We start from the raw sequence: 13,585 nt of genomic DNA, 5'->3' as shown, positions 1-13,585 counted from the left end.
GGGCCGCGAAACCACGCGACAGTGCGGTTTTTTCGCGGCCATCGGCGGTGGTCAGCACCGCCACGGCCATATCTGCCAGCATCACAGCGCGCGCACCGCGTCCAACACCGCATCGACGTGACCTGGCACTTTGACCTTGGGCCAGACCTGCGCGATCTTGCTGCCTGCGTCGATCAGAAAGGTTGCGCGTTCGATGCCCATATAGGTTTTGCCATACATGCTTTTTTCTTTCCACACGCCATAGCGTTCGCAGACATCGCCGTTTTCATCGGACAAAAGCGCGATTTTCAGGTGATGTTTGGCAACGAATTTGTCGTGCTTGGTCACGCTATCCTTGGAAATACCCAGAATGACGGTGTTCAGTGCGGCAAAGGCATCGGCGTTTTCGGTAAAGCCCAACGCCTCTTTTGTGCAGCCGGACGTGTCGTCGCGCGGGTAAAAATAGACAACCACGTTCTTGCCCGCAAAATCGGACAGGTTGATAATGTCGCCACCGTCGCGGGGCAGGGTGATTTCAGGGGCTTTGTCGCCGATCGCGGGAAGGGGCATGGCTTGGTCCTTTTGTCTGGAGTGATTTCATGTTGTTTTAGAGCAGATGGCGAAAAGATAAAGACAAGGTGCCGCATACCCGGAGGATAGGTGACCGACGATCGCAAGACAGCACCGGTTGAACAGCCGCAACTGCGCCGTAACTGGTGGCGCTGGTCGGTGGTGGTGCGCTGTGTTGTTCTGGCCGGCCTGTTTCCGCTGGCTTTTGCACTGGCGGCCGCGGTGATGCTGATCGACCGCGATATTACCGCGCCGGGCTGGATTGTGGATCGGGTCAGCGCGCGCGCTGATGTCATGTTGGCGGGGGGGCAACTTCGCTTTGGCGCAATCAATTTGCGGATCGGGCGTGATCTGCACCCGACCGTGCGATTGGTGGATAGCCAAATCCATGATGAAAGCGGCCTGACGGTCACCCATATTCCGCGGATCGAGGCCTTGATATCGCCGCGCGGTCTGATCCTGCAAGGGAATGTCCTGGTGCAGGAAATCCGGCTGGTCGGCGCACAGGTCAACCTGCGGCGGGCAAGTGACGGCACATTGCGGGTCGCGTTGGGTCGGCAGGCCGGCGACTTTGGGCGGGCGGGGTCGTTGCCTGCTTTGCTGGATCAGTTTGATCAGGTCTTTGAGAGGCCCGCGCTTGCCGCGCTTGAATTGGTGCGCGTGGAAGGGTTGATCGTGAATTTTGATGATGCCCGCGCAGGGCGCAGCTGGATCGTCGATGGCGGCACACTGGCGCTTGACCTGCGCGGCGGGCAGATCGCGTTGCGCGGCGATCTGTCGGTTTTGTCCGGAAGGGCCGGGATCACTGCGATGGCGCTGTCCTACAGCAGCCCCAAGGGTAGCCGTGCCGCCGATTTCGGCCTGAAAATCACCGATGCGGTTGCCAGCGACATTGCGGCGCAATCGCCCGCGCTGGCGTGGTTGCGCGACGTTGATGCGCCGATGACGGCGACACTTCGCACATCTCTGGATGACGCGGGCAAGCTGGGACCGCTCAGCGCGGTTCTTGAAATCGGACAAGGGGTGTTGCAACCCAATCCCGCGACATCACCGGTGCCATTTGACGCGGTCAAAGCCTATCTGACCTATGACCCTGCCCAAGATCAGATCGTGTTTGACCAGATTACACTGGATACGGGGTGGGGGCAGATGCAGGCCACCGGGCGGGCCTATCTGCGGGACATGCGCGATGGTCTGCCGCATGCCTTGCTGGCGCAGATCCGGTTTCGGGATATGCTGGTCAATCCGGCCGGTGTTTACGACAGCGCCCTTGCTATACCCGCCGCAGCGCTTGACCTGCGCCTGCGCTTTGATCCCTTTTCGGTCGCTTTGGGGCAGTTGGTTATCAATGACGGCCCGACGCGGCTGGTTGCCAAAGGCCATGTCGCCGCAACCGCAGGGGGCTGGGATCTGGCGCTGGATGCAAAGTTGAACCAGATCAGCCCTGAAAGGCTGATGGTTTACTGGCCTCGCGCTGTCAGACCCGGTGCGCGCCGTTGGGCAGACAACAATATCACATCTGGGCAATTGTTTAACGTGGCTGCCGGGTTGCGCTTGCACCCCGGCGCACAGCCAAAATTTGCCGCGAACTGGGAATTTTCGGATACCGATATCAAGTTTCTGAGGGATATTGCGCCGATCACTGATGCCAAGGGGACCGTATCATTTGTTGACGGTGACTTTGTGGCCAGCCTTGATCACGGACAGGTCGCTGCGCCACAGGGGGGGCTGATCGCGCTGGACGGGTCCAGCTTTGCGATTCCAGCAAAACATCCGCCGCCAAATATTGCGATCTTCGATCTGCGCGCTGACAGCACGATCACTGCGATGCTGTCGGCGCTGAACCGCCGTCCTTTCCAGTTTCTGGATAAGGCGCAACTGCCTGTTACTGTCGCGGACGGACGGGCGGTGGTGACGGGGCGAATGCAGTTCCCGCTCAAGCCAGGCATGACGCCGGATGAGCTGAATTTTGATGTGTCCGCCGCCTTGACATCTGTGCGTAGCGCCACGCTCATCCCCGGTCGGCAGATGGTGGCACCGCGCTTGACCCTGCACGCCGACAACACCGGATTGCAGATCGAAGGGCCAGTGCGGGTGGGGGATGTGCCGCTGACTGGTCGCTGGGCGCAGCAGTTCGGCCCGGAATTTGCTGGCCGTAGTCAGGTTACGGCGACGGTTGCTTTGTCGCAGCCGTTCCTCGACGAATTCGGCATCGCCTTGCCGCCCGATACTGTCAGTGGCAGTGCCGCGGGTTCGCTTCAGATCGACTTGCAAAGGGGGGGCGCCCCTCCGGCGTTTTCCGTGCGGTCCGATATGGTTGGTCTGCGGATCACCTTGCCCGCCCTTGGCTGGACGAAATCCGCGCAAACCCGTGGCACGCTGGATATAGCCGGCACGCTTGGTCAGGTGCCTGCGATCACGCGGCTGGATATCGGCGGCGGTGGGCTGCGCGCGCAGGGGGCTGTCAGCCTGACGCCTGCGGGCAGGTTGGAGGCGGCCCGCTTTGACCGGGTGCGCGTGGGCGATTGGCTGGATGCGCCGATCACCTTGCGCGGGCAAGGGCCGCGCGCGCCCGTCGCGATCGAGATTGGCGGTGGCCTGCTGGATCTGCGCAATGCGCAATTTGGCGCGGGTGGCAGGGGCGGTGGCCCGCTGCGCGTCAGGCTTGACCGCCTGCAAGTGACTGATGGGATCGCGCTGACAGGATTTCGCGGTGATTTCACCACCGTGTCTGGGCTGGTCGGGCCGTTCGGGGCACTGGTCAATGGCGCTGCCGCAATCGAAGGTGCGGTTGCTCCGCGTGATGGCAGCACGGCCATCAGGCTGCGCAGTGACGATGCCGGTGGCGTGGTGCGCGCCGCAGGTTTGATGCGCAATGCGGTTGGCGGCACGCTCGACCTGACATTGCTGCCAACGGCGGGCGCTGGTGTTTTTGATGGCACCTTGGCGATGCGCGGCTTGCGGGTGCGCGATGCGCCAACGATTGCGGCGCTGCTGGATGCGATCAGCGTCGTGGGGCTGCTTGCGCAACTGGACGGGCAGGGGCTTGCCTTTGACGCGGTGGACGCAAGGTTCCGGCTGACCCCGGAACAAGTGATCGTGACCGATGCCAGCGCGGTTGGCCCCGGCCTTGGCATTTCGGTCGATGGCATCTACACGCTGTCAGACAAAGGAATTGATATGCAGGGCGTTGTGTCACCGTTTTACCTTTTGAATAGTGTCGGTGCCTTTCTGACCCGTCGGGGCGAAGGGTTGATCGGGTTCAATTTCAACATTACCGGCACAGCTGATGCGCCGCGTATCGCCGTGAACCCGCTTTCAGCACTGACGCCTGGCATGTTTCGCGAAATTTTCCGCAGACCCGCGCCGGTGCTGTCCGAATGAAACTGTCCGATTTTGATTTTGACCTGCCCGAGCGGCTGATTGCGGTGCGTCCGGCGCGGCCGCGATCATCGGCGCGGCTTTTGCTGGCGAATGGTGATGCGATCCATGATCGGATCGTCACCGATCTGCCTGACATTCTGCGCCCGGGCGACAGGTTGGTGCTGAACGATACCAAAGTCATCCCCGCGCGCCTGTCCGGCCTGCGCCATAGGCATGGCGACGCCGGTGATACAGCCGCCCATATCGAAGTGACGCTGTTGGAGCCGCGTGCAGATGGGGATTGGGTGGCCTTGCTCAAGCCGTTGAAAAAGGCCCGCGATGGCGAAGTGATCGTGTTTTCCGATGCGCTGTCAGCGACCGTGACAGGCCGTGCTGACGGGCAGGGACATTTACGTTTCAATCTGACGGGTGACGATTTCGATGCGGCACTGGCGGATGTGGGGGCGATGCCCCTGCCGCCCTATATCGCGGCCAAACGCCCTGCCGACGCCGCGGACATGCAGGATTATCAGACCTATTGGGCGCGTCACGCCGGTGCCGTCGCCGCGCCGACGGCATCGTTGCATTTCGACGCGGCGCTTCTGGCAGCTTTGGCTGCACGGGGTGTCAGCTTTACCCATGTCACCTTGCATGTCGGTGCAGGGACATTCCTGCCGGTCAAGGTGGACGACGTGCGCGACCACAAGATGCATGCCGAATGGGGCGAGGTGACACAAACAGCCGCCGACGAGATCAACGCGACAAAGACCGCAGGCGGGCGGATCATCCCCGTGGGCACCACCGCGCTACGCCTGATTGAAAGTGCCGCACGGTCGGGCAGGGTTGAACCCTGGACCGGCCCCACGGATATTTTCATCACGCCGGGGTTTACATTCCAGATGACCGACGGATTGATGACCAATTTCCATCTGCCAAAGTCGACGCTGATGATGCTGGTTTCGGCCCTGATGGGAGTGGACCAGATACGGGCGATCTATGCCCATGCCATTACAAAAGAATATCGGTTTTTCAGTTATGGTGACGCGTCATTGTTACTGCCGCAGGTTAATGCCTGAACCGGTCAGCGCAAAATGGCGCAAACAAGCGCGACACTGTCGCATCGGCCTAGCGTGATTTTTACGGAATCGTGTGATAGCCGGTCAACGACGCGAACAAGAAGGACGCGACATGTTTCAGGTATTGAGCGGGTCTTGGGCCCTTTTTTTGGGGTTGTTCCTGTTCATGGTGGGAAACGGCCTGCAAGGCACGTTGCTGGGTTTGCGCGGTGATCAGGAAGGGTTCAGCACCTTTGCCCTGTCGCTGGTCATGTCCGCCTATTTTCTGGGGTTCTTGTTCAGTTCGCGGTTCACGCCACGCCTGATCCGCCGTGTCGGGCATGTGCGGGTCTTTGCCGCCATGGGGTCGCTGATTTCGGCTGTTCTGATCATGTATCCGACGCTGGTTGAACCTTGGGCGTGGATCATCGGGCGCGTGATCATCGGGTTTTGTTTTTGCGGGGTCTATATCACGGCAGAAAGCTGGTTGAACGATTCCGCTACCAATGAAACCCGTGGCAAGGCGCTGTCGCTTTACATGATCGTGCAGATGGCGGGGATTGTTTTTGCGCAATTCATCGTCAGCCGGGGCGATGTGTCTGGCTATGTGTTGTTCATCATTCCGTCGGTGTTGGTGTCGCTGGCCTTTGCGCCGATCTTGTTGTCGGTTAAACCGACACCGGCCTTTGCGACGACCAAACCCATGACCATCCGGCAGGTCATCGCGGCCTCGCCACTGGCCTGCGTGGGCATGTTCATGCTGGGGGGGGTCTTTTCGGCGCAATTTGGCATGTCGGCGGTTTATGGCAACAGGGTCGGGCTGAGCGTTGGCCAGATTTCATTGTTCATTTCGGCGATTTATGTCTCTGCCTTGTTTCTGCAATATCCGATCGGATGGCTGTCAGACAGGATGGACCGGCGGGCATTGATCATCTGGATCGCGCTGATCGGTGGCGCTGGGTCACTGATCGCCTTTTTCGTGCCCGGCAATTACGTGCTGATCGTGATCAGCGGGGCGATTGTGGGCGGCACGTCGAACCCGCTTTATGCGCTTCTGATTGCCTATGCCAATGACTACCTCGAGAAAGAGGATATGGCGGCGGCATCGGGCGGGCTTTTGTTTATCAATGGGTTGGGGGCTATCATGGGGCCACTGATTGTGGGCTGGATGATGGATAGCATCGGCGTAAACGGGTTCTGGCTGTTCACGGCAATCCTGATGTTTGCTATCGGCGTTTACGGCCTTTATCGCGCAACGCAGCGCAGCCGTGCCGACTTTGAAGGTGAAACAGTGCCATATACTGCCGTTTCCGCAGCATCCACACCCGTTGCCGTTGAAGTGGCGCAAGAAGTCTATATCGAAGCCGACGCAAGTGAATCGCAAACGCACGGTCAGTAACCACTTGTCAGGGCAAGGTTTGTCTGTTTCTCTTGACCACGTAAGATAGCGATCTGGAGGAGTGGTGTTGTGCTAGCCCCGCAAGATGTTTTGGCATTTTGGCTTGATGAATGCGCGCCAGAGGATTGGTATAAATCCGATCCGGTGTTTGATGCAAAAATCCGTGAAAAATTCCTGCCCACCTGGCAAGAGGCAACCGAAGGTGCGCTGGGCTTGTGGTTGACATATCCTTCGGGAACATTGGCCTATATCATCCTGACCGACCAGTTCCCGCGCAATATGTTTCGCGATAGTGGCAAGGCGTTTGCGACAGACAAGCTGGCACTGGCCGCTGCAAAAATGGCGATCGAACGGCACTGGGACATGAAAATTGATGAACCTGCGCGGCAGTTTTTCTATCTGCCATTGATGCACGCGGAAAACCTGATTGATCAGGACCGGGCCGTGCGGCTGATCCACACGCGGATGCCTGGAACCGGCAAGTCAAACGAAAGTCACGCCTGTGCGCATCGGTCCATCATCCGTCAATTCGGGCGATTTCCCTATCGCAATGCGGCACTTGCCCGTAAGACAACCGCAGCCGAACAGGTGTTTCTGGACGCGGGCGGATACGCCACTGCACTGCGTGCGCAGACGGCGGGTGCCCGCTAACAGGCCCTGCACAAACGCGATGGCTGTTATGCCCAAAGGCCACTAGAGCTTGTTTGGAAAGTAGTTTAACGTTCAACTAAATTGTTATCTTGGAGGGCGCAGCATGGCCGCGAAAAATTTTGACGTGATCGTAATTGGCGCGGGACCGGGGGGCTATGTCGCTGCGATCAGAGGCGCGCAACTGGGGTTGAATGTGGCCGTGATTGAACGCGAAAATCTGGGTGGCATTTGCTTGAACTGGGGTTGCATCCCGACCAAGGCACTGCTGCGGTCGTCCGAAGTGTTTCACCTGATGCACCGCGCCAAGGAATTCGGGCTGTCCGCCGAAGGGATCGGTTATGATCTGGACGCGGTTGTGAAACGGTCACGTGGCGTTGCCAAACAGATGGAAGGCGGGGTGAAACACCTGCTGAAAAAGAACAAGGTGACGGTGATCATGGGCGAGGCGACGATCACCGCCAAAGGCAAGGTCAGCGTCAAGACCGACGCCGGGACAGAAGACCTGACCGCCAAGAATATCGTGCTGGCCACGGGCGCCCGCGCGCGCAACCTGCCGGGGCTAGAGGCGGACGGCGACCGCGTTTGGGCCTATCGCCACGCGCTGGTGCCGCCGCATCAGCCGAAAAAACTGTTGGTCATCGGGTCGGGTGCCATCGGCATTGAATTTGCCAGTTTCTATAACACGCTGGGGGCTGAAACCACCGTGGTCGAGGTGATGGACCGCGTGTTGCCGGTGGAAGACGCCGATATTTCCGCCTTTGCCAAAAAGCAATTTATCAAGCAAGGCATGACGATACTGGAAAAATCCACGGTCAAGCAGTTGGACCGCGCCAAGGACAAGGTGACCGCCCATATCGAAACCGGGGGTAAGGTTATCACGCAAGACTTTGACACGGTGATCAGCGCCGTGGGCATCGTCGGTAACGTCGAAGGCCTGGGGCTGGAGGCGCTGGGCGTCAAGATAGATCGCACCCATGTGGTGACCGATGAATATTGCCGCACCGGGGTCGCGGGGATCTATGCCATCGGCGACATCGCGGGCGCCCCATGGTTGGCCCACAAGGCCAGCCACGAAGGCGTCATGGTCGCGGAGTTGATTGCAGGCAAACACGCCCATCCTGTCAAACCCGAAAGCATCGCAGGCTGCACCTATTGTCACCCGCAGGTGGCATCTGTCGGCTATACCGAAGCGAAGGCCAAGGAATTGGGCTATGACGTCAAGGTCGGCAAGTTCCCCTTTATCGGCAACGGCAAGGCGGTTGCCTTGGGCGAACCCGAAGGCATGGTGAAAACCGTTTTTGACGCCAAGACAGGCGAATTGCTGGGCGCGCATATGGTCGGCGCGGAAGTGACCGAACTGATCCAAGGCTATGTGATCGGGCGGCAGTTGGAAACCACCGAAGAAGACCTGATGCACGCCGTGTTCCCACACCCGACCTTGTCGGAAATGATGCACGAAAGCGTGCTCGATGCTTATGATCGCGTGATCCACATGTAGACCGCAAGGGGAGGCAAACTCACCCAGCGCGATCAAAGTGACGCAGAACGCGACATCGCTTCTGCGTCACCGATGACATATGAAAATAAATCTGCAAATGTTTCCTTAATGTTCTAGATACGTATTGGACGGGGCGCTTGGTCGGCTTATGTCTGAGGCGTGGACAAAAGGTGACCCATGGCAGAGCTGAAAAACATCGAAGTGCGCGGCGCGCGCGAACATAATCTCAAGAATATCGACGTGGATATTCCGCGTGAGCAGCTTGTAGTGATTACGGGTCTGTCCGGTTCAGGCAAGTCATCTCTTGCCTTTGATACGATCTATGCCGAAGGCCAGCGGCGCTATGTCGAAAGCCTGAGCGCCTATGCCCGCCAGTTCCTGGACATGATGGAAAAACCTGACGTGGACCACATCAGCGGCCTGTCACCTGCGATTTCGATTGAACAGAAAACGACCAGCAAAAACCCGCGTTCCACGGTCGGGACCATCACCGAGATTTACGATTACCTGCGCCTGCTGTTTGCACGGGCAGGCACGCCCTATTCGCCCACGACAGGTTTACCGATCGAGGCGCAGCAGGTGCAGGATATGGTTGATCGCGTCATGGCGCTGGCAGAGGGCACGCGCGGTTATCTGCTTGCCCCGATCATCCGTGACCGCAAGGGCGAATACCGCCGCGAATTTCTGGACCTGCGCAAGCAGGGGTTCCAGCGCGTCAAGGTGGACGGGCAGTTTTACGAATTGGATGAACCGCCCACGCTGGACAAGAAATTTCGCCATGACATCGACGTGGTTGTGGACAGGATCGTTGTGCGCAGCGGGCTGGAAACCCGCCTTGCAGACAGTTTTCGCACAGCACTGGACCTTGCCGATGGCATCGCCATTCTGGAAACCGCCCCGGTAGAGGGCGACCCCGAACGCATGACCTTTTCAGAAAATTTCGCCTGTCCGGTGTCGGGTTTTACGATCCCCGAAATCGAACCACGGTTGTTTTCATTCAACGCGCCCTTTGGGGCTTGTCCCGATTGTGACGGTCTGGGGGTCGAGCTGTTTTTTGATGAACAACTTGTCGTCCCTGATGTGACGCTGAAAATCGCTGACGGTGCACTGGCCCCGTGGCGCAAGGGCAAATCGCCCTATTTCCTGCAAACAATCGAGGCGATCGCCAAACATTACGGGTTTAACAAAAACGCCCGCTGGAAAGATCTGGACCCAAAGGTGCAGCAGGTGTTCCTGTATGGATCGGGCAAGGACGAAATCAAGTTCCGCTATGACGAAGGCGGGCGCGTCTATCAGGTGGAACGCCCTTTCGAAGGCGTGATCCCGAACATGGAACGCCGCTATCGCGAAACCGACAGCAACTGGATTCGCGAGGAATTTGAAAGTTTTCAGAACAACCGCGCCTGTGGCACCTGCGGTGGTTATCGCCTGCGGGCCGAGGCGCTGGCGGTCAAGATCGGTGGCTTGCACGTGGGTCAGGTGGTGCAGATGTCCATCAAGGAAGCCTTTGACTGGTGTCAGGCGGTGCCTGACAGCCTGAGCAACCAAAAAAATGAAATTGCCAAGGCGATTTTGAAGGAAATTCGCGAACGCTTGGGGTTTTTGAACAACGTCGGGCTGGAATATCTGACGTTATCGCGTAATTCCGGCACGCTGTCGGGTGGCGAAAGCCAGCGCATCAGGTTGGCCAGCCAGATCGGATCGGGCTTGCAAGGGGTGCTTTATGTGCTGGATGAACCCAGCATCGGCTTGCACCAGCGCGATAATGACAGGCTGCTGACCACGCTGAAAAACCTGCGCGATCAGGGTAATACGGTGATCGTTGTCGAACATGATGAAGAAGCGATCCGCGAGGCGGATTATGTGTTTGATATCGGCCCCGGTGCAGGCGTGCATGGCGGGCAGGTTGTGGCCAAGGGCACGCCCGCGCAGATCATGGCTGATCCGGCATCGATCACCGGTCAGTATCTGACGGGCGCGCGTAAAATCGCAATCCCTGCCAAACGCCGCAAGGGCAAGGGCAAAAAGCTGACGGTGGTCAAGGCGACGGGGAACAATCTGCAAAACGTCACGGTCGATTTTCCGCTGGGGCAGTTTGTTTGTGTGACCGGTGTGTCGGGCGGGGGGAAATCCACGCTGACCATTGAAACGCTGTTCAAAAACGCCTCGATGAAACTGAACGGGGCGCGGCAGACGCCAGCGCCGTGCGAAACAATCAAAGGGTTCGAATACCTTGATAAGGTGATCGACATTGACCAGCGGCCCATCGGGCGCACCCCGCGGTCGAACCCCGCGACCTATACTGGTGCCTTCACCCCGATCCGCGACTGGTTCGCCGGGATGCCAGAGGCCAAGGCGCGCGGCTATAAACCGGGGCGGTTTTCATTCAACGTCAAGGGGGGGCGTTGCGAGGCGTGCCAGGGTGATGGCGTGATCAAGATCGAAATGCATTTCCTGCCTGACGTCTATGTGACCTGCGAAACCTGCAAGGGCGCACGCTATAACCGCGAAACGCTGGAGATCAAGTTCAAGGGCAAATCCATCGCGGATGTGCTCGATATGACTGTCGAAGATGCGCAAACGTTTTTTACCGCGGTGCCGTCAATCCGCACGAAGATGGATGCGCTGATGCGCGTCGGTCTGGGCTATATCAAAGTGGGCCAGCAGGCCACAACCCTGTCAGGCGGCGAGGCGCAGCGCGTCAAACTGTCCAAGGAACTGGCGCGGCAATCGACGGGGCGCACACTGTATATTCTGGATGAACCGACAACGGGGCTGCATTTCGAAGACGTGCGCAAACTGTTAGAGGTGCTGCATGAATTGGTCGAACAAGGTAATTCGGTGGTGGTAATCGAACACAACCTTGACGTGATAAAAACCGCTGATCATATCATTGATATCGGTCCCGAAGGCGGTGATGGAGGTGGCAAGGTCGTGGCGACCGGCACACCTGAAGAGGTTGCAGACGTCGTCGCAAGCCACACCGGGCGTTACCTGAAACCGATGCTGGATGCGGTGACAGTCGCAGCTGAGTAATCTTTAGCTGTTGGCCTGTGTGGCCACTGTGGGAGCCTCCGGCGGGAGTTTTTTTGCCAAGATGAAGATCGAAGCCTTTTCTCGGGGGCGGGGCCTGGTGTGGCCGCCCCTGATTTGTTGGCTTAGGGCCGGTGGCGTTTTTCGAACCTTGGCAGCATGGCTGAAAAATCACGCCCCTTGCCGTCTTCTGTTTCGACAAACTGCGCAAAAAGATCGCGCGCGGCTTGCCCCATGGGCGTGTCTGCATCGGCGGCTGCGGCAGCCATTTGCGCAAGGTTGAGGTCTTTGAGCATCAGTTCGGCGGCGAACCCCGGTTGATAGTTGTTGTCGGCGGGCGAAACCGGGCCGATGCCGGGGGCGGGGCAATAGGTGTTCATCGACCATGATGACCCTGACGATGTGCTGACCACATCGAACATTGCCTGCCGGTCCAGCCCCAGTTTGTCGGCCAGCACGAAGGCTTCGCAAGTGGCGATCATGGTGACGCCAAGGATCATGTTGTTGCAGATCTTGGCGGCTTGCCCGTTGCCCGCAGGGCCGCAGTGCACCGCTTTTTGCCCCATGATGTCAAACAGGGGTTTGACAGTTTGAAACGCGGCGTCAGACCCGCCTGCCATAAAGGTCAGCGTGCCGTTCGCCGCCCCGCCAATACCGCCTGAAACGGGGGCGTCAATGGCACCAAGTCCGTGTTCTTCCGCCAGTGCGGCAACCGCGCGTGCGCTGTCCACATCGACGGTGGAACAATCCAGATGCACTGCACGGGGTTTCATCGCCGGGTGGATTTCGCGGGCCACAGCGCGCAGGATGTCGCCGTTGGGCAGCATGGTGATGACGACATCGGCGTCTTTTGCTGCCTCTGCCGCGCTGGATGCCATGGTGATACCGTCTGGCCGTGCGACGGGATCAAATCCGATGACATCATGGTCCTTGGCCAGGTTGGCCGCCATGGGCGCGCCCATGTTCCCCAGACCGATAAAGCCTACTTTCATGTTCTTTCCTCCCATTGCAGCGCATCGTCGCCCAAGGGGGCGGTCATGCGCAAAATCTCGGTTTCCGGCACATCCTGCCATGTCTTGTGCTGCCAGTGCGGGCTGCGGTCGCGATCAATGATGGCCGCGCGGATTCCTTCGATGAAATCGCCCTGTTCTGCACTGCGGAAAGTATAGCGAAATTCATGATCCAGCGCCGTGCGGATGTGTGGGGCCGCGCGCACCGATTTGATGATCCTGCTTGCCACGGCCATGGCCAAGGGCGCGTTGCGGTCCATCAGTTTGCGCGCATGGGCCACGGCGGGGCCAGGGGTGTCGGGCATGGCGGCGTAGATATCGGCAAGGGTCGGGTGGCAGAACACCGCGTCAATCCCGGCCTGCCAGTCGTGCAATCGGCTGGCGGGGGCGGGGTGTGCTGTGGCTGTCACGGCGGACACATCGCCGGTTTGCGCCAGCGCTGATTTCAAAGCCCCCCAATCGCGTTCGGGGATGAAATGATCGGCAAAGCCGGCATGGATCGCGTCGCCTGCATCCATACGGTCACCTGTCAGCCCCAGAAATTCCCCGCAATATCCCGGCGCGCGCGCCAGCAACAGCGACCCGCCCACATCCGGCACCAGCCCGATTGTACATTCCGGCATGGCGATACGGCTGCTGTCACAGACAACGCGGTGCGCCGCATGGCAACCCACACCGACACCGCCGCCCATGGTAAAGCCCTGCAAAAAGCTGACGATCGGCTTGGGGTATTCCGCTAGTTTGGCGTTCAGCCGGTATTCATCACGCCAGAACCGCTGGCCATAGTCATAGTCCCCGCGTTTGGCTGTGGCATACATTTCTGCGATGTCACCACCCGAACAAAACGCGCGGTCGCCCGTGCCGTCGATCATGACAAGCGCCACATCATCGGTGCCGCGCCAATCATCAAGCGCCGCCTCGATCGCAAGGCACATGTCCCATGTCAGCGCATTCAGCGCCTTTGGACGGTTCAGCGTGATATGTCCGGCGTTGCCTGTCTTGCGGATAATGATATCGGTCATGGCCT

General features: G+C 59.1%; 9 protein-coding genes. 6 read left to right on the top strand and 3 right to left on the bottom strand.

The genetic code is table 11. The features are described 5' to 3' along the window. Nucleotides 1-81 precede the first annotated feature (81 nt). Entirely contained in the window at nt 82-549 is a 468-nt protein-coding gene (bcp, locus tag IBX59_RS06900) for a thioredoxin-dependent thiol peroxidase (RefSeq protein ID WP_296373805.1), read from the bottom strand. Nucleotides 550-639: 90 nt separating this feature from the next. Here bcp and IBX59_RS06895 point away from each other — a divergent pair, with 90 nt between their 5' ends. The 6 genes from IBX59_RS06895 (at nt 640) to uvrA (ending at nt 11,551) form a co-directional block, all read left to right on the top strand. Then, complete coding sequence (locus tag IBX59_RS06895; protein WP_296373804.1) at nt 640-3,933, top strand: AsmA-like C-terminal region-containing protein; 3,294 nt, start codon at nt 640-642, stop codon at nt 3,931-3,933. Further along, entirely contained in the window at nt 3,930-4,988 is a 1,059-nt protein-coding gene (gene queA, locus IBX59_RS06890; RefSeq protein ID WP_296373802.1) for a tRNA preQ1(34) S-adenosylmethionine ribosyltransferase-isomerase QueA, read from the top strand. The genes IBX59_RS06895 and queA overlap by 4 nt, the downstream gene beginning before the upstream one ends. 112 nt (nt 4,989-5,100) lie before the next feature. Next, nucleotides 5,101-6,366, top strand: coding sequence for an MFS transporter (locus tag IBX59_RS06885; RefSeq protein WP_296373800.1), 1,266 nt, complete (start codon nt 5,101-5,103; stop codon nt 6,364-6,366). A 69-nt stretch (nt 6,367-6,435) separates the two neighbouring features. Continuing rightward, entirely contained in the window at nt 6,436-7,017 is a 582-nt protein-coding gene (locus IBX59_RS06880; RefSeq protein ID WP_296373798.1) for a DUF924 family protein, read from the top strand. 103 nt (nt 7,018-7,120) lie between these two features. Further along, nucleotides 7,121-8,515, top strand: coding sequence for a dihydrolipoyl dehydrogenase (gene lpdA / locus IBX59_RS06875; RefSeq protein ID WP_296373796.1), 1,395 nt, complete (start codon nt 7,121-7,123; stop codon nt 8,513-8,515). A 177-nt stretch (nt 8,516-8,692) separates the two neighbouring features. After that, nucleotides 8,693-11,551 carry an excinuclease ABC subunit UvrA gene (uvrA, locus tag IBX59_RS06870; protein WP_296373794.1) on the top strand — a complete coding sequence of 953 codons (2,859 nt, stop codon included), beginning with the start codon at nt 8,693-8,695 and terminating at the stop codon, nt 11,549-11,551. A 122-nt stretch (nt 11,552-11,673) separates the two neighbouring features. Here the strand turns inward: uvrA and mmsB are convergent, their stop codons facing one another. Both mmsB and IBX59_RS06860 read right to left on the bottom strand, forming a co-directional pair. After that, entirely contained in the window at nt 11,674-12,540 is an 867-nt protein-coding gene (gene mmsB / locus IBX59_RS06865; RefSeq protein ID WP_296373792.1) for a 3-hydroxyisobutyrate dehydrogenase, read from the bottom strand. Continuing rightward, on the bottom strand, nt 12,537-13,580 hold the full coding sequence (locus IBX59_RS06860; protein ID WP_296373790.1) for an enoyl-CoA hydratase/isomerase family protein: 1,044 nt from the start codon (nt 13,578-13,580) through the stop codon (nt 12,537-12,539). Before IBX59_RS06860 ends, mmsB begins: the two co-directional genes overlap by 4 nt. Nucleotides 13,581-13,585 lie beyond the last annotated feature (5 nt).

Origin of the sequence: Yoonia sp. (assembly GCF_014859355.1) — a bacterium.
GTDB lineage: Bacteria > Pseudomonadota > Alphaproteobacteria > Rhodobacterales > Rhodobacteraceae > Yoonia.
Note: the sequence above shows the minus strand (reverse complement) of the source record. Positions and strands in the feature narration are given on the sequence as shown.